Source organism: Microbacterium sp. NPDC057944 (genome assembly GCF_042887445.1).
Classification (GTDB): Bacteria; Actinomycetota; Actinomycetes; order Actinomycetales; family Microbacteriaceae; genus Microbacterium; species Microbacterium natoriense.
In genome coordinates this window covers 114,466-137,878 of record NZ_JBHVPJ010000002.1, presented here as the reverse complement: position 1 = coordinate 137,878, position 23,413 = coordinate 114,466, and the positions used below count along the sequence as shown (strand labels likewise).

The window sequence follows — 23,413 nt, the reverse complement described above, 5'->3', positions numbered from 1 at the left end:
GACATCTCGGATGCCCGGAGGACGGATGCCAGTCCGTTATCTCTATGCGCGAGGGACGAGCGCGAGCACGATCGGCTCGCCCTCCTCCCCCGTGTAGCCGGCCAGCGTGAGCGCGGCGTCGGGAGCGACGTCCGGCGCGTCCACGAAGGTGATCCGCGGCACGAGGTCCATCGTGCACACGCCGTCCTTCGGCTCGTCGAGGGTGAGCACGCTCCCCTCGACAGCACCGGACTCCGGAACACAGGTCGAGGAGCCCCAGGTGAGGACGGCGAGCTCCCCCTCGCCGATCCACGCGGCGGCGGGGAGCTGCGGCGGCATCCTGTCCGCCGGCGCGATCTCCCCCTGGGGAAGTCCGGGGAGCTCGATCAGCGTGGCCTCGCCGCCGTGCTGCGTGACCGCGATCGTGAGCGGCTTCGAGGAGTCGAGTCCGGCGGGGACTCCGAGGTACGTGCCGTGGATCGTCGACGATGTCTCCGAATCGGCGCACGCACCGCCGGCGGGAGCGGTGAGAGTCACCTCGATTCGCTGCTCCCCGGTGACGAGATCGCTGATCTCCGGTGCGCATCCGTCTCCCCTCGTCGCGATCACGAAGGAGGAGGCGTCCAACCACGCCGCGCGCGGCGCGTCCTCGGGGCTGATCTTCGACGACTGGCCGTCCGGAGTGCTCGGCTGATGCGTGGGTGCAGCGCCGGGCGCCGACGCACAGCCCGAGACGAATGCGGCGAGGACGAGCGCGGCGACGACGGACAGGGAACGGGCGGAGGTCTTCATACCCATCTGGTGTCGAGCGGCCCGCGATCGTCTCACATCGTTGTCCGCACCGCATGCAAGACTGTGGTCCGTGACCGATCGTCTGATGCTGCTCGACACCGCCTCTCTCTACTTCCGCGCGTTCTACGGAGTGCCCGACAAGGTCACCGCCCCCGACGGCTCCCCCATCAACGCCGCCCGCGGCCTGCTCGACATCATCGCGAAATTGATCACCCTCTACGAGCCGACGCACATCGTCGCCTGCTGGGACGACGACTGGCGCCCGCAGTGGCGTGTCGACCTCATCCCGAGCTACAAGACGCACCGTGTCGTCGAGGTCGTGGCCGCAGGCCCCGACGTCGAGGAGGTGCCAGACCCGCTCGAGGCGCAGATCCCGCTCATCCGCGAGACCCTCGGGCTCCTCGGCATCCCGATCGTGGGCGTCGCCGCGCACGAGGCCGACGACGTGATCGGCACCCTCGCCACCAAGTCCGCAATCCCGGTCGACATCGTGACCGGTGACCGCGACCTGTTCCAGCTCGTCGACGACGGCAGGGACGTCCGCGTCATCTATACGGCGCGCGGCATGAGCAACCTCGAGATCGTGACCGATGCCGTCGTCGTGGCGAAGTACGGCGTCCTCCCCTCGCAGTACGCCGATTTCGCGACGATGCGCGGCGACGCCTCCGACGGCCTCCCCGGCGTCGCCGGGGTCGGCGAGAAGACGGCGGCGACGCTGCTGCAGGCGCACGGCGACCTCGACGGCATCCGCGCGGCGGCTAAGGCGGGCGAAGGCATGAGCGCCGGCGTCCGAGCAAAGGTCCTCGCGGCGTCCGCCTACCTCGACGTCGCCCCCACCGTGGTCGAGGTGGCCAGGTCCCTCGACGTCGAGCCGCCGACGGATCCCCTGCGACCGCTCGACCCCGCGGAGGAGGATGCGGCGTCCGCCGTCGCGGAGAAGTGGAACCTCGGCGGGTCGATGACGCGCGCGGTCGCCGCCGTCGCGACGATGTCGCGCTGACTCAGTCGGCCCAGGCGAGCAGGCGCTCGAGGCCCCAGGTGGTGACGATCCGACTCGCGGGGACACCCGCCCGCTCCGCACGCAGGGCGCCGTGGTCGAGCAGCGACAGCTGACCGGGCGCGTGCGCATCGGAGTCGATGGAGAACAGGCACCCCGCCTCCAGCGCGATCGAGATCAGCTCGTCCGGGGGATCCTGTCGTTCCGGTCGCGAGTTGATCTCGACGGCGACGCCGTTCTCCGCGCACGCGGCGAAGACGGCCGCGGCGTCGAACAGGGACGGCGGTCTGGTTCCGCGCTCGCCTTCCACGAGTCGCCCCGTGCAGTGGCCCAGCACGTTCACCCGCGGGTGCGAGACGGCGGCGATCATCCTCGCGGTCATCGGCCGCGCTTCCATCCGCAGTTTCGAGTGGACCGAGGCGACCACGATGTCGAGCTCGCCGAGGAGGGAGTCCTCCTGGTCCAGCGCGCCGTCTTCGAGGATGTCGACCTCGATGCCCGCGAGGAGCGTGAAGCCCTCTCGCGATTCCGCTCGCACGAGAGGGATCTGCGTCCGGAGACGCTCGGCCGTCAGCCCGCGGGCGACGCGCAGTCGAGGCGAGTGATCGGTGATCGCCTGGTACTCGTGCCCCAGCGCGCGGGCGGCCTCCGCCATCACCGCGATCGGCGTGGTCCCGTCCGACCAGTCCGTGTGCGCGTGCAGGTCGCCGCGAAGCGCGGGTCGGAGGGTCGAGACGATCTCCGGCTCGACTTCTCCCCTGAGCTCCACGAGATACTGCGGAACCGCGCCGGACTGCGCCTCTCTGATGACGCCGAAGGTGGATTCGCCGATCCCCTTCACCGCCCGAAGGCGGGTGGGATCGCCCTTCACGTCATCGGGGAGGCCCTCCAGCGCCGCGGCCGCCACCCGGAACGCCTTCGCCCGGTAGCGAGACGCGCGCTCCCTCTCCAGCAGAGAGGCGATCTCGAGCAGCGCGGCGATCGGTTCCACGACGGACCTCAGGCCGAAGCCAGCTCCCGGCTCACGCCGATCCACTGGTCGAGCTTGGCTGCGGCCCGCCCGTCGTCGATGGCGGCCTCCGCGCGCTCGTAGCCCTCGCGCAGCCGCTCGAGGATCGGGCGCTGCACCTGTCCGGCGTCCTGCGACAGTTCGAAGGCGACGATGCCGGCTGCGGCGTTGAGCAGGACGATGTCGCGCACGGCTCCCTTCTCGCCCGAGAGCGTGCGACGCAGGACGTCCGCATTGTGCTCGGGGGATCCGCCGATGAGGTCGGCGAGCTCGGCGATCGGGATGCCGAGATCGCGCGGGTCGAGGTCGTGCTCGTGGATGTCGCCGCGGGTGACCTCCCAGATCCGGCTGTGTCCGGTGGTCGTGAGCTCGTCGAGCCCGTCGTCGCCGCGGAAGACCAGCGCCGTGGCGCCCCGTGTGCGGAACACACCGGTGATGAGAGGGACGCGCTCCATCTGGGCGACTCCGACCGCGTTGGCCTCGGCACGCGCAGGGTTGCAGAGGGGGCCGAGCATGTTGAACACGGTCGGCACGCCGAGCTCGGCGCGCACGGGTCCCGCGTGCTTGAAGCCGGGGTGGAACGCCCCTGCCCACGCGAACGTGATGCCCGTGCGATCGAGGATCGATGCCACGGCTGCGGGGTCGAGCGACAGCTCCAGCCCCAGTGCGCCCAGGACGTCCGAGGAGCCCGAGGCCGAGCTCGCGGCCCTGTTCCCGTGCTTCACGACCGGGATGCCGGTCGCACCGATGATGATCGCCGCCGTCGTGGAGACGTTCACGGTTCCGACGCGGTCGCCGCCGGTCCCCACGATGTCGAGCACGTTCGGCGACACGGGCAGCGGCACGGCTGCTTCGAGGATGGCATCACGGAAGCCGACGATCTCGTCGATCGTCTCGCCCTTCGCGCGGAGCGCGACGAGGAACCCGGCGAGCTGCGCCTGGGTCACATCGCCCCGCATGATCTGCCGCATCGCCCACGTCGATTCCCAGACGCTGAGATCGCGACGCTCCAGGAGAGTGGTGAGCACATCGGACCAGGTCAGGGATTCAGCCATGTGTGCGATCCTATCGGCGTCGGGAAAACGTGCATGCGGCGAGACGATCGCGGATGCCGACGGCATCCGCTGTTTCCCGCGGATTCACCGAGGATTCGCAGTGTTTTCTTAGGGTCCCCTAAGTCTGCGGACGGCAAAACGACGGTCCCCGGTGCAAGAATCACGCTCGCGGATCGGCCATAATGGAATGGTGACGACCTCAGCGACGTATGCCCCGGCGGCGAGAACGATCAAGCGGCCCAACCCGGTAGCTGTCGGAACCATTGTGTGGCTCGGCAGTGAGGTGATGTTCTTCGCGGGACTCTTCGCGATCTACTTCACCCTTCGCAGCACCTCCCCCGAACTGTGGGCGGCGCGCACCGAGCTGCTGAACGTCCCGTACGCACTCGTGAACACCCTCATCCTGGTGTTCTCCTCGTTCACTTGCCAGATGGGCGTGTTCGCTGCGGAGGACCTGCAGCCGTACCGCCTCGCCAAGGGCGAGAAGAACGCGGCCGGCCGTCGCCGCCTGTTCGGCTGGGGCATGGTCGAGTGGTTCTTCCTCACCTTCGCCCTCGGCGCGATCTTCGTGTCCGGCCAGGTCTGGGAGTACGCGCAGCTCGTCGCAGAGGGCATGCCCATCAGCGCCGACTCCTACGCCTCGGCCTTCTACCTGACGACCGGCTTCCACGCCCTGCACGTCACCGGTGGCCTGATCGCGTTCCTCCTCGTCATCGGCCGCGCGTACGCGGTGAAGAACTTCCGGCACAAGGAGGCGACCTCCTCGATCGTGGTGTCCTACTACTGGCACTTCGTCGACGTCGTCTGGATCGTGCTGTTCATCGTTATCTACTTCCTGAAATAAGAGCGGAGCTGATCCCCGAGATGGCACGAGAGAAGAAGCGCCGTTCGAACGGTCGTCGCAGTCCCCTGGCTGCCGCGGCCCTCATCGGAGCAGGCCTCATGATCACCGGCGCCGTGTACGCCGGAGCGTCGGCGGCGTTCGCCGCGACCGACACCAAGGCTTCCGCGTCCACCACGCTGACCGTCGAAGACGGCGAGAAGCTGTTCCAGGCCAACTGCGCGACCTGCCACGGCCTCGACATGCAGGGCACCGCCAACGGGCCGAGCCTGTACGGCGTGGGCGAGCTGGCCGCTGAGTTCCAGCTGTCGACCGGCCGCATGCCGCTGCAGATGCAGGGACCGCAGGCCCCGCAGAAGAAGCCGCAGTTCACGGAGGACCAGATCCTCGCGATCTCGTCCTTCATCCAGTCCGAGGCCCCCGGTCCGACCTTCCCCGAGGATCGCATCCTCGACGGCAAGGGCGACGTCGCGCACGGCGCCGAGCTGTTCCGCGTCAACTGCGCGATGTGCCACAACGTCGCCGCAGCCGGTGGAGCGCTCACCGAGGGCAAGTACGCCCCCGCGCTCACCGAGACCAGCGCGCTGCACATGTACGCGGCCATGGTCACCGGACCCCAGAACATGCCGGTCTTCGGCAACATGAACCTCTCGGACGAAGACAAGCGCGACATCATCTCCGCGCTGCTCTTCCAGCAGCAGTCCGTGCAGGTCGGTGGCGCGACGCTCGGGTCTCTCGGCCCCGTGTCCGAGGGCCTGTTCGTCTGGATCTTCGGCATCGGCGCTCTCGTCGCCATCACCGTGTGGATCACGGCGAAGTCCAACTGACGCTTAATCATCGAAGAGGAACGTACGAGGAGCACCATGGCACACGACGACGACTCGCAGGCTCTTGACAGGGCCTACCAGCCCTCTCCGGGGCTGGGCGTCGCAGTCAGCGACCCCGTGGAGAACCCGGGGCTGCCGCCGCACCGCGAGCGGATGACCGACAAGGACCCGCGCGCCGAGAAGGCTGCAGTGCGCACGGTCTACACCCTGTTCTACCTCTCCCTCGCGGGCAGCATCTGGGCGGTCGCCGCCTACATGCTGTTCCCGATCGAGAGCGGCGCGCTGATCGACATCCGCCAGAACAACCTCTTCATCGGTCTGGGCATCGCTCTCGCGCTGCTCGCCCTCGGCCTCGGAGCGATCCACTGGTCGAAGGCGCTGATGAGCGACAAGGAGCACATCGAGTACCGCCACCCCACCCGGGGCAAGGACTCGACGCGCGAGGCCGCTGTCAAGGCGTTCGCCGACGCCAACGAGGAGTCCGGCTTCGGCCGCCGCACGATGATCCGCAACTCGCTGTTCGCAGCGATCGTCGCGTCGATCATCCCCGGTGTCACGCTGTTCCGCGGCCTCGCACCGCACTCCACGCCCGACGACCCCGAGGCCGGCGACCCCGTGGCCCTGCTCAAGCAGACCATGTGGGACAAGGGAATGCGTCTCGTGCGCGATCCCGACGGCACTCCGATCCGCGCGGCGGACGTCACCCTCGGCTCGGCGTTCCACGTCATCCCGGAGGACCTGGCCGAGCTGAGCCACCACGACGGCTACCTCGAGGAGAAGGCCAAGGCCATCGTCCTGATGATGCGCCTCCGCCCGGAGCAGCTGATCGAGGCTGATGACCGCAAGGACTGGTCCTACGACGGCATCGTCGCGTACTCGAAGGTGTGCACCCACGTCGGCTGCCCCGTCGCCCTCTACGAGCAGCAGACGCACCACCTGCTCTGCCCCTGCCACCAGTCGCAGTTCGATGTGACGGATCACGCCAAGGTCATCTTCGGCCCGGCCGCACGTCCGCTGCCTCAGCTGCCCATCACCGTCGACGACGAGGGCTACCTCGTCGCACGCAGTGACTTCCACGAACCCGTCGGCCCGAGCTTCTGGGAGCGCCATTGAGCACCGCAACGCTGTCCAAGGACGAGAAGGACACCAAGGCGCCCCTCGGCGGCCGCTTCGTCGGTGCCGCGTCGAACTACATCGACGAGCGCACCAGCCTCTCCGGCTTCGTCAAGGAGCTCGGACGTAAGATCTTCCCCGACCACTGGTCGTTCATGCTCGGCGAGATCGCGCTGTGGAGCTTCGTCGCGGTGTTCCTCTCCGGAACCTTCCTGACGTTCTTCTTCGAGGCCTCCATGGTGCCCACGCACTACACGGGCGCCTACGCGCCGATGCGCGGCATCGAGATGTCGGCGGCACTCGAGTCGTCGCTGCACATCTCCTTCGACCTGCGCGGTGGCCTGCTGGTCCGCCAGATCCACCACTGGGCGGCCCTCGTGTTCGTGGCGGGCATCGGCGTGCACATGCTCCGCGTGTTCTTCACCGGCGCGTTCCGCAAGCCTCGCGAGCTCAACTGGGTGATCGGCTTCGTGCTGTTCGTCCTCGCGATGGCCGAGGGCTTCACCGGCTACTCGCTTCCCGACGACCTGCTCTCGGGCAACGGCCTCCGCATCATCGACGGCATGATCAAGGGCTTCCCGCTCGTGGGCACCTGGATCTCCTTCCTGCTCTTCGGCGGGGAGTTCCCGGGGACCGCGATCGTCGGCCGCCTGTACACGCTGCACATCCTGCTCCTGCCGCTCCTGGTGATCGGTCTGATCGTCGTGCACCTGATGCTGATGATCGTCAACAAGCACACCCAGTTCGCCGGCCCCGGCCGGACGAACGAGAACGTCGTCGGCTACCCGATGATGCCGGTGTACATGTCGAAGATGGGCGGCTACCTGTTCATCGTGTTCGGCACCATCGTGCTGATCGCGACGTTCTTCCAGATCAACCCGATCTGGAACTACGGCCCGTACGACCCGTCCCCCGTGTCGGCCGGAACCCAGCCCGACTGGTACATCGGCTTCGCGGATGGTGCGCTGCGTCTGGCGCCGTCGAACCTCGACGTCGTGTTCCTCGACCGCACCTGGTCGTTCGGCATCCTGCTTCCGGTGATCGTCCTCGGACTGTTCATCGTGCTCGTGGCGATCTACCCGTTCATCGAGGCCTGGGTCACGGGCGACAAGCGCGAGCACCACATCGCTCAGCGCCCCCGCAACGCGGCGACCCGCACGGGTATCGGCGTGGCCGGTGTCATCTTCTACGCGGTCCTGTGGGCTGCGGCGTCCTCCGACCTCATCGCGACCCACTTCATGCTCACCATGGAGGGTGTCATCCACACCCTGCAGGCTCTGCTCTTCGTGGGCCCGGTGCTCGGCTACTTCGTCGCCAAGCGCATCGCGATCGCCCTGCAGAAGAAGGATCGTGAGATCGTCCTGCACGGCTACGAGTCCGGACGCATCGTCCGCCTCCCCGGCGGCGAGTTCATCGAGGTGCACCAGCCGGTCGACACGTACGACCGGTGGAAGCTCGTCGACATCGACGGCTACGAGCCCCTCGTGGTGCGACCGAACGACAAGGGCCGCATCCCGTGGACGCAGAACCTGCGCTCCTCCATGTCGCGTTGGTTCTTCGAGGACCGTCTGGCTCCGCTCACGCAGGCTCAGATCGACGAGGCGGATGCTCACCAGCACCACGTCACGGCTCACACCGATGAGACCGAGGCCGCCGAGATCCAGGGCGCTCATGAGCGTGCCGGATTCCCGGATGCCCCGCTCGCCCCGGCCGACGAGACCCATATCGACGAGACGCCGAACACGCCGAGCACGGTGATCGCCACCGAACCGGTGAAGAAGCCTCGCAAGAAGTCGGAGGACGGCGAGTAAGCTCGCCTCCTCCCCCGGCCCCGGTCGTGCTGATCCGTTCAGCACGACCGGGGCCTTCTTCGTTCCCGCCGCCCCGGCCTGACAGGATGGATCGATGACCTCCGTAGTCCAGCTGCTCCGCGCCCCCGCTCTGGCCGATGCTCCGTATGCCTACGCCGCCACCGCACCTGCGGATGCGCGGCTCCTCTTCCTCGCCGGATCTTGTCCCCTGGATGCCGACGGGGCCACCGTCTCCCCGGGCGACCATGCCGCACAGGCCGCACGGTGTGTGACGAACCTCAGGGAGGCCCTGACGGCCGCAGGCGCTGAGCTCTCGGACGTGATCAGCACGCGCGTGCTCGTGGCCTCCACGTCTCGCTCCGATCTCGTCGCCGCGTGGGACGTCGTGCACGCCACTTTCGGAGACCACGATGTCCCCAGCACCCTGCTGGGCGTGACCGTGCTGGGATATCCGGATCAGCTCGTCGAGATCGAGGCGGTCGCCGCGGTGAAGGACGGGCAGCCGTGAGCGTCCTCATCCGCCTCGCCGAGTCCCGAGACTACGGTGCGACCGAACGCATCGAGGCAGATGCCGACGCGCTCCTGATCGATCGCTTCGCCGCTCGGGACTGGCCGGGCGCCACGAGTGCGGCGGAGCGCGAGGCGGCTCCCGGCTTCGTCCTCGTCGCCGAGGACCAGGACACGGCCGAGGCGGTCGGATTCGTGCAGGTGCTGGAGATCGACGACCAAGCCCACCTCGAGCAGCTCTCGGTTCTCCCGTCCTTCTCGCGTCGGGGTCTGGGACGTCGTCTGGTCCAGGCGGCACTCGACGAATCGACGAAGCGCGGATACGAGGAGGTCACCCTTCGCACCTACGCGGACGTCCCCTGGAACGCGCCGTTCTACTCCTCCTGCGGCTTCATCGAGGCGGATCCTGACACGCACTTCCTGCGGTCTCTCGTCGACGTCGAGCGTGCTCTGGGACTCTTCGACCATGGTCCGCGGGTGCAGATGTCGGCTCGCCTCGGCGACTGGCAGCAATCCTCGCCCGCGCGTCCGTAAAGTCGGCGACGTCTCGCTCGGCCCCGCTCTAGGCTGAGGGCATGATCGAACGTGCCGACTACTACGCCGCCAAGCTCGCCTACGAGACCGATGCCAGCGATGTCCACGCTGCGCGCGCGGCCGGCGAGACGATCTACGTGATCGACGTCCGCTCCGATGAGGCATGGGCTCAGGGTCGTGTCGCCGGAGCCGTCCATATGCACTACAGCGAGATCGCCACCCGCGCGCCTGCCGAGATCCCCGCGGGGGCGCCCGTGGTCGTGTACTGCTGGAGCCCCGGGTGCAACGCCGGCGCCAAGGGGGCTCTCGAGTTCGCGAGGCTCGGGTACGAGGTCCGCGAGATGATCGGCGGATTCGAGTACTGGGTGCGAGAGGGCTACCCCGTCGAAGACGCAGACGGAGTCCATCGGCGTCCCGTCGACCCGCTCACGGGAATCGCGCGCGTACGCACTCGAGCCTGACGCGCGAGGGACATACCCCGCGCATGCGGAAGGCCCCCGGAGACATCTCCGGGGGCCTTCCGCATGTGGATCAGCGGGCGAAGTTGCCGCGGTAGTACTCGTAGACCCATCCGACGATCGCGACCACGAAGATCGCGAGACCGATCGGGAGCAGGAAGTGCCCGACGGCGAGGCCGACGACGAACACAGCGGCGGACGCCGCGAGAACCAGCGGCCACCAGGACCACGGGCTGAACTCGCCGAGCTCGGGATCGCCGTCGTCGATGTCGGCCGTCAGGATGTCTTCGGGCAGCTCGCCCTGCTGAGCGTGGTGCGTGCGGTCGAGGTAGAAGGCGACCATCGCGCCCATGAACGCCGCGAAGAACAGGGCGACCGTGCCGACCCACTCGATGCGCTCGGCGAAGTTGTCCGACGGCGTGGCCAGGATGTGCCAGCCCGTGTAGATCACGCCGATGAGGGCGAAGAACGCGGTGAGGACCCACCAGAGGATGACGTTGTCGCGCATGGCTCAGTGCACCTCTCGCTCGCCGGCCGCGACCGGGAAGTCGGCCGCCTCCGGGTGGTTCAGGTCGAACGCGGGACGCTCGCTGCGGATGCGCGGGATCGACGTGAAGTTGTGGCGCGGCGGCGGGCAAGAGGTCGCCCACTCGAGCGATCCGCCATAGCCCCACGGGTCGTTGACCGTGACCTTGGGCGCCTTGCGTGCCGTGATCCAGACGTTCAGGAAGAACGGCAGCATCGAGGCGCCGAGGATGATCGCACCGATCGTCGAGACCTGGTTCTGCCACGTCCAGTTGTCGTACGACGAGTAGTCGGCGTAACGACGCGGCATGCCGTCGACGCCCAGCCAGTGCTGGATGAGGAACGTCATGTGGAAGCCGATGAACAGCATCCAGAAGTGGATGTAGCCGAGGCGCTCGTTGAGCATCCGGCCGGTCCACTTCGGCCACCAGAAGTAGAAGCCGGCGAACATCGCGAAGACGACGGTGCCGAAGACGACGTAGTGGAAGTGAGCGACCACGAAGTACGAGTCGGAGAGGGCGAAGTCCAGCGGCGGAGCCGCGAGGATGACACCGGTCAGACCACCGAAGACGAACGAGACGAGGAAGCCGAGGGCGAAGACCATCGGGGTTTCGAAGGTCACCGAGCCGCGCCACAGCGTGCCGATCCAGTTGAAGATCTTCACACCGGTCGGGACCGCGATGAGCATGGTCATGACTGCGAAGAACGGCAGGAGCACGGAGCCGGTGACGTACATGTGGTGCGCCCACACCGCCACGGACAGCGCCGCGATCGCGATGGTCGCGTAGACGAGGGTCTTGTATCCGAAGATCGGCTTGCGGCTGAACACCGGGAAGATCTCGGAGACGATGCCGAAGAACGGCAGCGCGATGATGTACACCTCAGGGTGCCCGAAGAACCAGAACAGGTGCTGCCAGAGCAGGACACCGCCGTTGGCCGGGTCATAGATGTGCGCGCCGAGGACGCGGTCGGCTCCTGCGGCGAAGATCGCCGCGGCGAGCACGGGGAACGCCATCAGGATCAGGAGGCTCGTGATGAGCGTGTTCCACGAGAAGATCGGCATGCGCCACATGGTCATACCGGGGGCGCGCATCGTGATGATCGTCGTGATGAAGTTCACCGCGCCGAGGATCGTGCCGAAACCGGAGATGCCGAGTCCCAGCATCCAGAGGTTTCCACCCGCACCCGGCGAGAAGGACGCGCTCGCGAGCGGCTGATAGGCGAACCAGCCGAACGAGGCCGCACCCTGCGGGGTGAGGAAGCCGGCGACGGCGATCGTCGAGCCGAACAGGAAGAGCCAGAAGGCGAAGGCGTTCAGACGCGGGAACGCGACGTCGGGGGCGCCGATCTGCAGCGGCAGGATCGCGTTCGCGAAGCCGGCGAAGAGCGGCGTCGCGAACATCAGCAGCATGATCGTGCCGTGCATCGTGAACAGCTGGTTGTACTGCTCCTTCGTCGGGATGATCTGCATGCCCGGCGCGAACAGCTCGGCGCGGATGACGAGAGCCATCACGCCGCCGAGGAGGAAGAACAGCACGGAGGCGATGAGGTACATGTACCCGATCGTCTTGTGGTCGGTGGAGGTGATCCACTTGACGACGATGTTGCCCTTCTGCTCGACGCGCGAGGAGCTCATCAGAGCAGCCTGACGCGCGGGAACAGCAGTCGGACGGGAGCGAGGAGCCTCGTCGGTGCGGGGTGCTTCAGTGGTCGACATGGCTTACTCCTCTCCTTCCTCGGTGCCGGTCGCGCCGGTCTTTCCGGGATAGTTCGACAGGCGATCGTAGGCTTCGGTGATGTCGCCCGTGTTGCCCTCTTCCTTGAGGGACTGGAGGTAGGCCTCGTAGTCCGCCTGGGAGACGACCTTGACGTTGAAGACCATCATCGAGTGGTACTCGCCGCAGAGCTCTGCGCACTTGCCGTCGTACTCGCCGATGCGGGTCGGGATGAAGGACCAGGAGTTGTCCCTCCCGATGAACATGTCCTTCTTGTAGAGGAAGTCGATGATCCAGAAGGAGTGGATGACGTCGCGCGACTGGAGGTTGATCGTGACCTTCTGGTCGACCGGGAGCACCAGGGTCGGCAGCGTCGAGCGGTCGATGTTGCCCTCGGCGTCGGGCTGGGCCTGGATGCCCATGGTCCAGACGGCGTCGGAGTTGTCCTCCTTCTCGCCGTCGTACTGGAAGTCCCACGCCCACTGCTTGGCGATCGCCGTGATCTCGACGTCGGGGTTGTCCCACTTCGTCTCGATCTCGGTCTGGTCACGAGCGGTGAAGAAGAACATGCCCAGGACGAGGATGAGCGGCACGATCGTGTAGAAGATCTCGATCGGCATGTTGTACCGCATCTGCACCGGCAGACCCGTCTGGCCCTTGCGGCGACGGTAGGCGATCGCGGCCCAGGCCATCAGGCCCCAGGTGATCACGCCGACGGCGAGCAGGACGATCCAGGAGTTGACCCAGAGAGACGACACGCGCTCGGTCTGGTTGGTGGCCGCAGGCTCACCCTCCACGAAGCCCGGCAGGTAGCCGTTCAGCTCGGTGGTGGTACATCCCGCCAGGATCACGGCTGCCACGACTCCCACGGGGAGTGCGGCCCAACGAAGGCGGCGTTTCGAGGGCACGATGCACCTTTCAGATTGCGGACAGGGCACACCCAAGTCTAGGGCAACCTCACACCTGATTCATGCCAACCACGCAGGTTGACCGAGGCCCGTCGGGTCAGTGGAAGCTGTCGCCGCAGGCGCAGCTGCCCGCCGCGTTGGGGTTGTCGATCGTGAAGCCCTGCTCCGAGATCGTGTCCTTGAAGTCGATCGACGCGCCGTCCAGGTAGGGCACGCTCATGTTGTCGATGATGACCTCGACGCCGTCGAAGTCAACGGTCTCGTCGCCCTCGAGATAGCGCTCGTCGAAGTAGAGCTGGTAGATCAGGCCCGAGCATCCGCCCGGCTGGACGGCGACGCGCAGACGCAGGTCGTCGCGGCCCTCCTGCTCGAGAAGGTTCTTCACCTTGCTCGCCGCGGCGTCGGTGAGGCTCACGCCGTGTGCGCGGGTGGTGTCTGCTGCTGTCAGGGTGGTGTCGCTCATGTCGCTCCTTGTGACGGGCGCCGCTCGCACGGCAGGTGCTTCGATTTTACCCTCCGGCGTGTCCGGAGGGGCGGTTCAGAGGGTGATCTCGTTCATCCGCGACAGCATCAGCGCCTCGGTGGCGACCGCGTGGCGGAACGTATCGAGGTGCAGGGACTCGTTGGGGCTGTGCGCGCGGGAGTGCGGGTCCTCGACCCCGGTGACCAGGATCTGCGCGGCGGGGAACTCCCGGACGAGGTCGGCGATGAACGGGATCGAGCCCCCGACGCCGAGGTCGACGGGCGGAACGCCGTAGCCGTCGCGCATCGCGTCGCGGGTGAGCGAGACGGCCCAGCCGCTCGTGTCGACGAGGAATCCGTTGCCGAGATCGACGTCGGAGAAGGTCAGCTCTGCGCCGTACGGGGCGTGCGCGCGGAGGTGCTCCTCGAGCGCGCGGTAGGCCTCCTCGCCCGTCTGCCCGGGAGCCACGCGGGCGCTGATCACGACGGTGACCTCGGGGAGAAGGGTGTTGGATGCCGCGGCGACACTCGTCGCATCGATGCCGATCACCGTGACGGACGGCTTGTTCCAGATCCGGCTGAGGATGGTGCCTTCGCCGATCGGCGAGGTGCCGGGCAGGAGTCCTGCCTCATCGCGCAGCGTCGCCTCGGTGTACTCGGGCGTGTCGGCATCCCTGGAGGTCATCCCGGCGACGGCGACGGAGCCGTCCTCGTTCCAGAGCGTCGCGAGCAGGCGGACGGTCGCCATCATCGCGTCGGGCACCGCTCCCCCGAACATCCCGGAGTGCGATGCGTGATCGAGGGTGCGGACGCGCATCGTGAAGCGGGCGTTGCCCCGGAGCGAGACCGTCAGCCCAGGGGTGACCGAGTCCCAGTTGCCCGAGTCCGCGACGACGATCGCATCGGCGCGCAGAGCCTCCTTGTTGTCGGAGAGGAACTGCGCGAAGGAGCGGGAGCCGTACTCCTCCTCCCCCTCGATGAACATCGCGATGCCGAGCTCGAGGTCGTCTCCGAGCACCTCGGCGACCGCGCGGATCGATGCGATGTGCGCCATGATCCCGGCCTTGTCGTCCGCGGCGCCGCGACCGTAGAGCCGTCCGTCGCGGACGGTCGGCTCGAAAGGTGGAGTCTCCCACAGCGCGTCGTCCCCCGGGGGCTGCACGTCGTGGTGGGCGTAGAGCAGGATCGTCGGCTTGCCGCCGCGCGCCGCTCGCGTCGCGAGAACCGCGGGCTGCCCGTGCTCGTCCGTTCCCGGGATCGCCGCTCGGAGCACCCGCACCTCGTCGAAGACTCCGGTCGCCGTCGCCAGCGCCGCGACGGCGTCCGCGCTGCGCTCGAGCTGGGACTGGTCGAACGCCGGCCACGCCATCCCGGGGATGCGCACCAGGTGCCCGAGATCGCTGAGAGCCGCCGGGATGCCGGTGGCCACCGCGTCGAGGATCGTCGAGTCGTTATCACGGGGAGGAACGGGAGAGGTCATGCGAGTAATCTTAAGGTGATCCACCGCAAGCGAACCGAGGAACCTCGTGCCCAACAACCCCGCCTCCCCTTCGACGAACGACGACGCCCCCGAGACGCCCGCCGTCGGCAAGGGACGCGCGACGCCGACCCGCGCGGAGCAGGAGGCGGCTCGACGCCGCCCCCTCGTCGCGAACACCAAGGAGGCCAGGGCCGCTGCCCGCGCCGACCTCAACGAGCGCCGAAACCGCGCTCAGGCCGGGCTGGCCGCCGGCGAGGAGAAGTACCTCCCCGCTCGCGACAAGGGCCCTCAGCGCCGCTGGGTGCGCGACTACGTGGACGCCGGCTGGCACCCCGCCGAGTTCGTGATGGGCATCATGGTGCTGGTCATCGTCGCCTCGCTCATCCCCGTCACCGCCATCGCCTACTGGGCGTACCTCGTCATGATGGGGTACATCGTGCTCGCGATCGGCGGGATGGTCCTGCTCGGCATCCGCGTGAAGAGCAAGGCGGCGGCGAAGTTCGGCAAGGACCGCCTCGAGCGCGGTCTCGGCTGGTACGCCGCGATGCGATCGCTGCAGATGCGCTTCATGCGCCTGCCGAAGCCGCAGGTCAAGCGCGGCGACTACCCCGCCTGACCCGCCGGCTCAGCGGGCTCGACGCCGGAGGGCGATGAGCCCGCGGTTGATCTCGCGACCCCAGAAGGGCCCTCGGTAGAGGAACGCCGTGTAACCCTGAACCAGAGTCGCCCCGGCATCCAGGCGCTCCTGCACGTCGGAGGGCGTCTCCACTCCCCCGACCGCGATCACACAGAAGTCCTCGGGCACGGCATCGCGCACGAGCCGCAGCACCTGCAGCGACCGCTCCTTCAGCGGCGCTCCGGAGAGCCCGCCCGCACCGGCCGCCTCGACCACGGCGGCTTCCGTCAGCAGTCCTTCACGGGAGATCGTCGTGTTGTGCGCGATGATCCCCGCGAGACCCTCGTCCACCGCGAGCTGCGCGATCGCCGTGATCTCGTCGTCGGGGAGGTCGGGGGCGATCTTCACCAGGAGGGGTGTGCTGCCTGATGCCGCTTTCACCGCGCGGAGCAGCGGCGCGAGGGTCTCGACCGCCTGGAGTCCGCGCAGGCCGGGGGTGTTCGGCGACGAGACGTTCACCGCGAGGTAGTCGGCGAGGGGCGCGAGACGGGTGGCCGATGCGACGTAGTCGGCGGTGGCGTTCTCCACCTCGACGACGCGGCTCTTGCCGATGTTCACGCCGATCACCGTGTCGGGCGCGCCGCGACGCAGCGTCGCGAGTCGGCGAGCGGCGGCATCCGCTCCCTCGTTGTTGAATCCCATGCGGTTGATGACAGCGCGGTCGGCGATCAGACGGAACAGCCGCGGCTTCGGGTTGCCGTCCTGCGGGATCGCCGTGACGGTTCCGACCTCGACGTGTCCGAAGCCGAGCGCTGCCAGGCCGCGCACTCCCACCGCGTTCTTGTCGAAGCCTGCGGCGATCCCGAACGGCGAGGGGAAGGTCAGCCCCAGCGCCTCGACCGAGAGCGACGGATCGGGCCGGGTGACCGCACGGGTCGCCCAGGAGAAGGGCGGTACGCCGAGCACGCGGATCACCGCCATGCCTGCGTGGTGGGCGAACTCGGGATCGAAGCGCGAGAGGACAGCGCGGAAGAGCAGCGGATACATCACTGCCAGATTACCGCGCGGCGCTGTGTCTACTCGGCGTGATCGGCCCGGAGGTCGCTGATCGCGCTCTCGAAGTCCTCGAGAGAGTCGAATGCCTGGTAGACGCTCGCGAAGCGCAGATAGGCGACTTCGTCCAGATCACGGAGCGGACCGAGGATCGCGAGTCCGATCTCGTTCGCGTCGAGCTGGGAGACCCCGGTCTGACGCACGGCCTCCTCGACGCGCTGCGCGAGGATCGCCAGGTCGGCCTCGGTCACGGGACGCCCCTGACACGCCTTGCGGACGCCGAGGATCACCTTGTCGCGGCTGAACGGCTCCATCACCCCCGAACGCTTGATCACGTTCAGGCTCGCCGTCTCGGTGGTCGTGAAGCGGCCGCCGCACTCGGGGCACTGACGACGACGACGGATGGAGAGTCCATCATCGCTCGTGCGGGAATCGATCACGCGCGAGTCTGGGTGACGGCAGAAGGGGCAATGCACCTGAAGATCCTACGCCGTGAACCTGGCCTCGATCGCCTCACCGTGCGCGGGGAGCACTTCGGTGTTCGCGAGCGCGACGACGCCCTCCCGCACCACGCGGAGCGCATCGCGATCGTAGGAGATCACCTGCTGCGGCCGAAGGAACGTGTACGACCCGAGTCCAGGGGCGTAGCGCGCCTGCCCACCGGTCGGCAGGACGTGGTTGCTCCCGGCCATGTAGTCACCGAGGCTCACGGGGGTCTGGTCGCCCACGAAGACGGCGCCGGCGCTGGTGAAGGCGGATGCCGCGTCCTCCGCATCCTGCAGGTGCAGCTCCAGGTGCTCCGGCGCATAGGCGTTGCTGAATGCGGTCGCCATGGCGCGGTCGTCGACGAGGACGATCGCCGACTGAGGGCCGTCCAGGGCCGCGAACACGCGCGCCGAGTGGCGCGTCCTGGCCGCGTGCTCCGCGACCTCCACCGCGACGCGCTCCGCGAGCTCGGGAGAGTCGGTGACGAACACGGCGGAGGCCTGCTCGTCGTGCTCCGCCTGGCTGACCAGATCGGCCGCGATCAGACGCGGATCCGCGGGCGCGTCCGCCACGACGAGGATCTCGGTCGCTCCGGCCTCGGAGTCGGTGCCCACCACACCCGCGACGGCGCGCTTGGCCGATGCGACGTAGTTGTTGCCGGGACCCGAGACCACGTCCACGGGATCCAGGCCGATCCCCTGCACGCCGTGTGCGAAGGCGCCGATGGCGCCGGCACCGCCCATCGCGTACACCTCGGTCACGCCGAGGAGACCGGCGGCGGCGAGGATCGTGGGGTGGATGCGGCCGCCCTGATCCTCCTGCGGAGGAGAGGCGAGTGCGATCTGCTCGACGCCGGCGACCTGCGCCGGAACCACGTTCATGATCACGCTGGACGGATAGACGGCCTTGCCGCCGGGGATGTAGACGCCGACGCGCTGCACCGGCTGCCAGCGCTGAGTGATGCGCGCACCGGGGCCGATCTCGGTGATCTGCGTCTGCGGCACCTGTGCGGCCGAAGCGATCCGCACGCGACGGATCGCCTCCTCCAGCGCGGCGCGGACGTCTGCCGGCAGCACCTCCAGCGCCTCGGCGATGTGCGCGGCGGGGACGCGGATATCGTGTCCGCTCACGCGGTCGAAGCGATCAGCCTGCTCGCGCAGCGCCTCCTCGCCACGGTCGCGGACGTCGTCGACGATGCGTGCCGCCGTGTCCAGTGCCTCTGCCCGCGCCTGCGTGGCGCGAGGGACGGCGGCGAGCATGTCAGCCGGCGAGAGCTCGCGCCCCCGCAGATCGATCGTGCGCAATGTCAGCCCTTCGTGATGTCGGAGATGTCGTGCAGATAGCCGATGCGGCCGTCGTCATGTCGCACGACGAATGCGCCGCCGCGGTCTTCGATCACCAGCGCCCACGCGGTCGGGCCGATCGTGAAGATCACATCACCGCGCTCGTCGTGCACATCGCGCTCGCTCGGGGCGAGGACCCAGAACGGCTGCTGCGGCTCGACGGCGGCCTCCCGAGCGCTGTCGACCGAGGACTCGCGGGGGTTCGTCGCCTCGACGTCCACGTCGGATGCCTCGGCATCCGCGTCACGCCCCGACCGTCGAGACGGCACCGGCTCGACGGCGATCGGCTCGACCGCGTCGGTGTCGGGGGTCACGAGCGCGACGATGCTGTCGGTGTCCGAGACGATCTCCTCGCCTCGCGAACGACGGGAGTAGACCGGGGTGTACTCCTCGTCTGCGGTCACCTGCTCCGTGCCGGTTCCCCCGCCCGAGGCGTGGGCCGCCAGCGGCACCTGTGCGGCCAGGTCGACGCGAGCGATCTCGTCGGTCGCGTGCTGGCCGGAGAGCTCGACGTCGAGCTCGGCAGCGGGCGAGTAGGCGACGGTGACGGATTCCGACGGCGCGGGCTCGGCCTCAGCAGCCGCAGCGGGCTCCACGACTGCCTCGGCCTCATCGACCGGAGCCGGCTCGGGGGCGACGACCGGTTCCGGTCGGGGGCGCGGGATGACGGGCCGGACGGGGTTGGCGTTGCGGTGTGCGAGCGTGACCAGCCGACCGTGGAAGTCGTCCTTCAGGCCGGGGATGATCGGCGCGAAGACGGTCAGCGCCACGAGTGCGAGGGAGAGGATGAGCTGCGCCCACGGCACCCAGACGACGGCGTCGAGTCCTGTCGCGATCACGGTCGCGAGGTACTCCCACAGCATCTGCACCCACCACACCGCGGCGACGGAGAAGGCCACGGAGGCGAACTGGTCGATCCCGAGGGATCCGACCCGGCGGATGCCATCGGGCGAGAAGCGTCGGAGGACGATGAGGAACACCGCGGCCGTGGGGACGCCGATGGGGAGGATCCAGGCCACCCCCTGCGCCCACAGCGCCGGCGACCATCCCAGAGGGAAGAACGACAGCACAAACGTCACCAGCCACACGCCCACGATGAGCAGCTCGCGCAGGGTGAATCCGAGGATGCCGTACTCCGGCGTCACATCGTCGTCATACAGCACGCCGTCGTCGACGAATCCGCTGTCGGTGTCGAGGGTGTCGGATTCGGGAGTCTCCGGCAGATCGGTCATGGTGTTCCTTTCGTCACGGCGCGCGGCGAGGGGACCCGCGAGCCTAACGCGTCCCGATATTACCCGCTCACCCTAGACAGGAAGGTCCGAGCAGAGATTTGAGGTCACCGAAGAGGTCGGCCGAGACCTTGACCGGCATCGGGACGTCGAACACCTTGGCGGTCCCGCCGCGGTGGACGCGGAGCACGACCTCCGTCTCCCCGTTGTGCCTGCGCAGCACCTCGGCGAGCTCGTTCATGACCCGCTCGGTCGCGCGCTGTTCCGCGAGCACCAGGGCGAGTGGCCCTGCGGCGTCGAAGGAGCCGATGTCCGGGGCGAACGCCGACTGCGCATGGAGGTTCAGACCGTCGTCACGTCGCGACACGCGCCCTCGCACCGCGAGGATCGAGTCCTGCTGCAGGATGTGCTGGAACTCGGTGTAGGTCTTGCCCATGAACATCACGGTGACCTCGCCGTTGAAGTCCTCGACCGTGATCATGCCGTACGGATTGCCGCTGGCCTTGGCGACGCGGTGCTGGACGCTGGTCACCAGTCCTGCGACCGTGACCTGGTCTCCGTCCTGCATGTCCTCGGAGTTGTTGAGGTCGTGGATCGAGATCGAGGCGTGCTTGGCGAGCGGCACCTCGAGTCCGGCGAGGGGATGGTCGGAGACGTACAGACCGAGCATCTCCCGCTCGAACGCGAGCTTGTCCTTCTTGATCCACTCCGGACGATCGGGGACCTTCGCCGGCGGCGCCTCCTCCATCTCGTCGTAGAGGCTGTCGAAGTCGAATCCGATGGCGCCCTGTGCCTCGTTGCGCTTGCGGTCCACCGCGGCCTCGACGGCGTCTTCGTGGATCTCCATGAGCGCTCGTCGGGAGTCGCCCATCGAGTCGAAGGCTCCGGCCTTGATCAGGGACTCGACCGTGCGCTTGTTCGCGACGTGCAGAGGCACCTTGTCGAGGAAGTGGTGGAACGACGTGAACCGCTCGTCCTTGCGCGACTGGACGATGCCGTCGACGACGTTGCTGCCGACGTTGCGGACGGCGCCGAGCCCGAAGCGGATGTCGTCGCCGACGGCGGCGAAGAAGTTGATCGACTCCGAGACGTCGGGCGGGAGGACCTTGATGCCCATGCGACGGCACTCGTTGAGGTAGAGGGCCATCTTGTCCTTGGAGTCGCCGACGCTCGTGAGGAGCGCCGCCATGTACTCGGCGGGATAGTGCGCCTTGAGGTAGGCGGTCCAGTACGACACGACACCGTAGGCCGCCGAGTGCGCTTTGTTGAACGCGTAGTCGGAGAACGGGAGCAGGATCTCCCACAGCGCGTTGACCGCGGCATCCGAATAGCCGTTTGCGTGCATGCCCGCCTGGAAGCCCTCGAACTGCTTGTCCAGCTCGGACTTCTTCTTCTTGCCCATCGCGCGACGGAGGATGTCTGCCTGACCGAGAGAGAAGCCCGCCACGCGCTGTGCGATGGCCATGACCTGCTCCTGGTAGATGATCAGTCCGTAGGACTCCTCCAGGATGTCGGCGAGAGACTCCGTGAACTCCGGGTGGATCGGCGTGATCGGCTGCTGGCCGTTCTTGCGCAGCGCGTAGTTCGTGTGCGAGTTCGCACCCATGGGTCCCGGCCGGTACAGCGCGATGAGTGCCGAGATGTCTTCGAAGCTGTCGGGCTTCATGAGACGCATCAGCGCGCGCATGGGTCCGCCGTCGAGCTGGAACACGCCCAGCGAGTCGCCCTTGGCCAGCAGGTCGTATGCGCCCTGATCGTCGAGGGCGAGGTGCTCGAGGTCGAGCTCCTCACCACGGTTCATCCGGATGTTGTCGAGCGCATCCGAGATGATCGTGAGGTTGCGCAGACCCAGGAAGTCCATCTTGATGAGGCCGAGGGTCTCGCACGACGGGTAGTCGAACTGCGTGACGATCTGGCCGTCCTGCTCGCGGCGCATGATCGGGATGATGTCGAGCAGCGGCTCGGACGACATGATCACACCGGCCGCGTGCACACCCCATTGGCGCTTCAGGCCTTCGAGACCGAGGGCGCGGTCGAAGACCGTCTTCGCCTCGGGGTCGGTCTCGATGAGCGCGCGGAACTCGCTGGCCTCCTTGTAACGGGGGTGGGCCGAGTCGAACATGCCGTCGAGCGGCATGTCCTTGCCCATGACGGGCGGCGGCATCGCCTTGGTCAGCCGCTCCCCCATGCTGAACGGGAACCCGAGGACGCGTCCGGCATCCTTGAGCGCCTGCTTGGACTTGATCGTCCCGTACGTCACGATCTGCGCGACGCGCTCAGACCCGTACTTCGCCGTGACGTAGTCGATGACCTCGCCACGACGACGGTCGTCGAAGTCGACGTCGAAGTCGGGCATCGAGACGCGATCGGGGTTGAGGAAGCGCTCGAAGATGAGGCCGTGCTCGAGAGGGTCGAGGTCGGTGATCTTCATCGCGTAGGCGACCATCGATCCGGCACCGGAACCACGCCCGGGTCCGACGCGGATGCCGTTGTCCTTCGCCCAGTTGATGAAGTCCGCGACGACGAGGAAGTAGCCGGGGAATCCCATCTGCAGGATGATGTCGGTCTCGTACTCGGCCTGCTTGCGCACCTTGTCGGGGATGCCGCCCGGATAGCGGTACTGGAGGCCGTTCTCGACCTCCTTGATGAGCCAGCTGTCTTCCGTCTCACCGTCGGGCACGGGGAAGCGCGGCATGAAGTTCGCCGAGGTGTTGAACTCGACCTCGCAGCGCTCGGCGATCAGCAGCGTGTTGTCGCACGCCTCCGGGTGATCGCGGAACATCTGGCGCATCTCGGCGGCGGTCTTGATGTAGTAGCCGTCGCCGTCGAACTTGAAGCGGTTCGGGTCGTCGAGAGTCGAGCCGGACTGCACGCAGAGGAGGGCTGCATGCGCGTCTGCCTCGTGCTGGTGTGTGTAGTGAGAGTCGTTCGTGGCGACGAGAGGGATGCCGAGGTCCTTCGAGAGCCGCAGCAGGTCGGTCATGACCCTGCGCTCGATCGAGAGGCCGTGATCCATGATCTCGGCGAAGTAGTTCTCCTTGCCGAAGATATCCTGGAACTCGGCCGCCGCCGCGCGCGCCGCGTCGTACTGCCCCAGGCGAAGGCGTGTCTGCACCTCGCCGGACGGGCATCCGGTCGTCGCGATCAGCCCCTTGCCGTAGGTCTGCAGCAGCTCGCGGTCCATGCGGGGCTTGAAGTAGTAGCCCTCCATGCTCGAGCGCGAGCTCAGCCGGAACAGGTTGTGCATGCCCTGGGTGCTCTGGCTCCACAGCGTCATGTGGGTGTAGGCGCCGGAGCCCGAGACATCGTCGCTCTTCTGGTCGGGGGATCCCCACTGCACACGGGACTTGTCGCTGCGGTGCGTGCCGGGGGTCACGTAGGCTTCGAGGCCGATGATCGGCTTGACGCCCGCGGCCTGTGCCGCGCGGTAGAACTCGAACGCCGCGAAGGTGTTGCCGTGGTCGGTCACGGCGATGGCCGGCATGCCGTAGTCGGCGGCCGCCTGGGTCATCGCACCGATCTTCGCAGCGCCGTCCAGCATCGAGTATTCGCTGTGGACATGCAGGTGCACGAAGGAGTCGGATGCCATGCTTCGAGTCTACGGCGGAGCCCCGACACCGGAGGCCGGGGCGGGGGCTCCGATGGAGGCATGCCGCGCCGGGGGCGCATCGTC

The 23,413-nt window shown here is 67.8% G+C and carries 22 protein-coding genes; 9 read left to right on the top strand and 13 right to left on the bottom strand.

Annotated elements, in window-relative coordinates; translation table 11 throughout:
* Positions 1–42 precede the first annotated feature (42 nt).
* The gene (locus tag ACFVRO_RS10035; protein WP_386951878.1) at positions 43–771 is read right to left on the bottom strand and encodes a hypothetical protein; all 729 of its coding nucleotides are present in this window, start codon (positions 769–771) and stop codon (positions 43–45) included.
* Positions 772–841: 70 nt separating this feature from the next.
* On the opposite strand from ACFVRO_RS10035, the gene ACFVRO_RS10030 reads away from it, so the two are divergent.
* Positions 842–1,771 (top strand): 5'-3' exonuclease H3TH domain-containing protein, encoded by a 930-nt coding sequence (locus ACFVRO_RS10030; RefSeq protein ID WP_386951875.1) that lies wholly within the window; start codon positions 842–844, stop codon positions 1,769–1,771.
* Position 1,772: 1 nt separating this feature from the next.
* Here ACFVRO_RS10030 and ACFVRO_RS10025 read toward each other — a convergent pair whose 3' ends face one another.
* Together ACFVRO_RS10025 and trpD are read right to left on the bottom strand one after the other, a co-directional pair.
* Positions 1,773–2,759 carry a PHP domain-containing protein gene (locus ACFVRO_RS10025; RefSeq protein WP_386951872.1) on the bottom strand — a complete coding sequence of 329 codons (987 nt, stop codon included), beginning with the start codon at positions 2,757–2,759 and terminating at the stop codon, positions 1,773–1,775.
* Positions 2,760–2,767: 8 nt separating this feature from the next.
* Positions 2,768–3,832, bottom strand: a complete 1,065-nt coding sequence (trpD, locus tag ACFVRO_RS10020; RefSeq protein WP_105674390.1) for an anthranilate phosphoribosyltransferase — start codon at positions 3,830–3,832, stop codon at positions 2,768–2,770.
* Positions 3,833–4,019: 187 nt separating this feature from the next.
* Here trpD and ACFVRO_RS10015 point away from each other — a divergent pair, with 187 nt between their 5' ends.
* The 7 genes from ACFVRO_RS10015 (at position 4,020) to ACFVRO_RS09985 (ending at position 9,926) form a co-directional block, all read left to right on the top strand.
* Positions 4,020–4,676 carry a heme-copper oxidase subunit III gene (locus tag ACFVRO_RS10015; protein ID WP_386951869.1) on the top strand — a complete coding sequence of 219 codons (657 nt, stop codon included), beginning with the start codon at positions 4,020–4,022 and terminating at the stop codon, positions 4,674–4,676.
* A gap of 20 nt (positions 4,677–4,696) precedes the next feature.
* Positions 4,697–5,500, top strand: a complete 804-nt coding sequence (locus ACFVRO_RS10010) for a c-type cytochrome (protein ID WP_105674386.1) — start codon at positions 4,697–4,699, stop codon at positions 5,498–5,500.
* Positions 5,501–5,536: 36 nt separating this feature from the next.
* Positions 5,537–6,613 (top strand): ubiquinol-cytochrome c reductase iron-sulfur subunit, encoded by a 1,077-nt coding sequence (locus ACFVRO_RS10005; protein ID WP_105674384.1) that lies wholly within the window; start codon positions 5,537–5,539, stop codon positions 6,611–6,613.
* Positions 6,610–8,424, top strand: a complete 1,815-nt coding sequence (locus ACFVRO_RS10000) for a cytochrome bc complex cytochrome b subunit (protein WP_386951866.1) — start codon at positions 6,610–6,612, stop codon at positions 8,422–8,424. The genes ACFVRO_RS10005 and ACFVRO_RS10000 overlap by 4 nt, the downstream gene beginning before the upstream one ends.
* Positions 8,425–8,518: 94 nt before the next feature.
* A complete protein-coding gene (locus tag ACFVRO_RS09995; RefSeq protein ID WP_386951863.1) occupies positions 8,519–8,932 on the top strand; it encodes a RidA family protein in 414 nt (137 codons plus the stop codon).
* Complete coding sequence (locus ACFVRO_RS09990) at positions 8,929–9,465, top strand: GNAT family N-acetyltransferase (protein ID WP_386951861.1); 537 nt, start codon at positions 8,929–8,931, stop codon at positions 9,463–9,465. The genes ACFVRO_RS09995 and ACFVRO_RS09990 overlap by 4 nt, the downstream gene beginning before the upstream one ends.
* Positions 9,466–9,506: 41 nt before the next feature.
* Positions 9,507–9,926: a rhodanese-like domain-containing protein gene (locus ACFVRO_RS09985; protein WP_386951858.1), complete on the top strand. Its 420-nt coding sequence runs from the start codon at positions 9,507–9,509 to the stop codon at positions 9,924–9,926.
* A 70-nt stretch (positions 9,927–9,996) separates the two neighbouring features.
* On the opposite strand, the gene ACFVRO_RS09980 is transcribed toward ACFVRO_RS09985, so the two are convergent.
* The 5 genes from ACFVRO_RS09980 to ACFVRO_RS09960 all read right to left on the bottom strand — a co-directional run bounded on the left by ACFVRO_RS09980 (position 9,997) and on the right by ACFVRO_RS09960 (position 15,013).
* Positions 9,997–10,431 carry a cytochrome c oxidase subunit 4 gene (locus tag ACFVRO_RS09980; protein WP_105676426.1) on the bottom strand — a complete coding sequence of 145 codons (435 nt, stop codon included), beginning with the start codon at positions 10,429–10,431 and terminating at the stop codon, positions 9,997–9,999.
* A gap of 3 nt (positions 10,432–10,434) precedes the next feature.
* The gene (ctaD, locus tag ACFVRO_RS09975) at positions 10,435–12,165 is read right to left on the bottom strand and encodes a cytochrome c oxidase subunit I (protein WP_181155957.1); all 1,731 of its coding nucleotides are present in this window, start codon (positions 12,163–12,165) and stop codon (positions 10,435–10,437) included.
* 3 nt (positions 12,166–12,168) lie between these two features.
* A complete protein-coding gene (coxB, locus tag ACFVRO_RS09970; protein ID WP_386951855.1) occupies positions 12,169–13,071 on the bottom strand; it encodes a cytochrome c oxidase subunit II in 903 nt (300 codons plus the stop codon).
* A gap of 97 nt (positions 13,072–13,168) precedes the next feature.
* Positions 13,169–13,534: an iron-sulfur cluster insertion protein ErpA gene (gene erpA, locus ACFVRO_RS09965; RefSeq protein ID WP_386951852.1), complete on the bottom strand. Its 366-nt coding sequence runs from the start codon at positions 13,532–13,534 to the stop codon at positions 13,169–13,171.
* 75 nt (positions 13,535–13,609) lie between these two features.
* A complete protein-coding gene (locus tag ACFVRO_RS09960) occupies positions 13,610–15,013 on the bottom strand; it encodes a dipeptidase (protein ID WP_386951850.1) in 1,404 nt (467 codons plus the stop codon).
* Between the two features lie 46 nt (positions 15,014–15,059).
* Here ACFVRO_RS09960 and ACFVRO_RS09955 point away from each other — a divergent pair, with 46 nt between their 5' ends.
* The gene (locus ACFVRO_RS09955) at positions 15,060–15,629 is read left to right on the top strand and encodes a DUF3043 domain-containing protein (protein WP_105676433.1); all 570 of its coding nucleotides are present in this window, start codon (positions 15,060–15,062) and stop codon (positions 15,627–15,629) included.
* Positions 15,630–15,638: 9 nt separating this feature from the next.
* Here ACFVRO_RS09955 and ACFVRO_RS09950 read toward each other — a convergent pair whose 3' ends face one another.
* The 5 genes from ACFVRO_RS09950 to dnaE form a co-directional block, all read right to left on the bottom strand.
* Positions 15,639–16,676 carry a quinone-dependent dihydroorotate dehydrogenase gene (locus ACFVRO_RS09950; RefSeq protein ID WP_386951847.1) on the bottom strand — a complete coding sequence of 346 codons (1,038 nt, stop codon included), beginning with the start codon at positions 16,674–16,676 and terminating at the stop codon, positions 15,639–15,641.
* Positions 16,677–16,705: 29 nt separating this feature from the next.
* Positions 16,706–17,158 carry a transcriptional regulator NrdR gene (nrdR, locus tag ACFVRO_RS09945; protein WP_105676437.1) on the bottom strand — a complete coding sequence of 151 codons (453 nt, stop codon included), beginning with the start codon at positions 17,156–17,158 and terminating at the stop codon, positions 16,706–16,708.
* A 9-nt stretch (positions 17,159–17,167) separates the two neighbouring features.
* Positions 17,168–18,472: a histidinol dehydrogenase gene (hisD, locus tag ACFVRO_RS09940; RefSeq protein WP_386951844.1), complete on the bottom strand. Its 1,305-nt coding sequence runs from the start codon at positions 18,470–18,472 to the stop codon at positions 17,168–17,170.
* A gap of 2 nt (positions 18,473–18,474) precedes the next feature.
* The gene (locus tag ACFVRO_RS09935) at positions 18,475–19,743 is read right to left on the bottom strand and encodes a hypothetical protein (RefSeq protein WP_386951841.1); all 1,269 of its coding nucleotides are present in this window, start codon (positions 19,741–19,743) and stop codon (positions 18,475–18,477) included.
* Positions 19,744–19,810: 67 nt separating this feature from the next.
* A complete protein-coding gene (gene dnaE / locus ACFVRO_RS09930; protein ID WP_105676441.1) occupies positions 19,811–23,329 on the bottom strand; it encodes a DNA polymerase III subunit alpha in 3,519 nt (1,172 codons plus the stop codon).
* Positions 23,330–23,413 lie beyond the last annotated feature (84 nt).

Excerpts from the sequence above, each read along its gene's own strand:
- ACFVRO_RS10035 (WP_386951878.1), bottom strand. The coding sequence starts at position 771 with ATGAAGACCTCCGCCCGTTCCCTGTCCGTCGTCGCCGCGCTCGTCCTC.
- trpD (WP_105674390.1), bottom strand. The coding sequence starts at position 3,832 with ATGGCTGAATCCCTGACCTGGTCCGATGTGCTCACCACTCTCCTGGAG.
- ACFVRO_RS10015 (WP_386951869.1), top strand. The coding sequence starts at position 4,020 with ATGGTGACGACCTCAGCGACGTATGCCCCGGCGGCGAGAACGATCAAG.
- ACFVRO_RS10010 (WP_105674386.1), top strand. The coding sequence starts at position 4,697 with ATGGCACGAGAGAAGAAGCGCCGTTCGAACGGTCGTCGCAGTCCCCTG.
- ACFVRO_RS10005 (WP_105674384.1), top strand. The coding sequence starts at position 5,537 with ATGGCACACGACGACGACTCGCAGGCTCTTGACAGGGCCTACCAGCCC.
- ACFVRO_RS09995 (WP_386951863.1), top strand. The coding sequence starts at position 8,519 with ATGACCTCCGTAGTCCAGCTGCTCCGCGCCCCCGCTCTGGCCGATGCT.
- ACFVRO_RS09985 (WP_386951858.1), top strand. The coding sequence starts at position 9,507 with ATGATCGAACGTGCCGACTACTACGCCGCCAAGCTCGCCTACGAGACC.
- ACFVRO_RS09980 (WP_105676426.1), bottom strand. The coding sequence starts at position 10,431 with ATGCGCGACAACGTCATCCTCTGGTGGGTCCTCACCGCGTTCTTCGCC.
- ctaD (WP_181155957.1), bottom strand. The coding sequence starts at position 12,165 with ATGTCGACCACTGAAGCACCCCGCACCGACGAGGCTCCTCGCTCCCGT.
- erpA (WP_386951852.1), bottom strand. The coding sequence starts at position 13,534 with ATGAGCGACACCACCCTGACAGCAGCAGACACCACCCGCGCACACGGC.
- ACFVRO_RS09960 (WP_386951850.1), bottom strand. The coding sequence starts at position 15,013 with ATGACCTCTCCCGTTCCTCCCCGTGATAACGACTCGACGATCCTCGAC.
- ACFVRO_RS09950 (WP_386951847.1), bottom strand. The coding sequence starts at position 16,676 with ATGTATCCGCTGCTCTTCCGCGCTGTCCTCTCGCGCTTCGATCCCGAG.
- ACFVRO_RS09935 (WP_386951841.1), bottom strand. The coding sequence starts at position 19,743 with ATGACCGATCTGCCGGAGACTCCCGAATCCGACACCCTCGACACCGAC.
- dnaE (WP_105676441.1), bottom strand. The coding sequence starts at position 23,329 with ATGGCATCCGACTCCTTCGTGCACCTGCATGTCCACAGCGAATACTCG.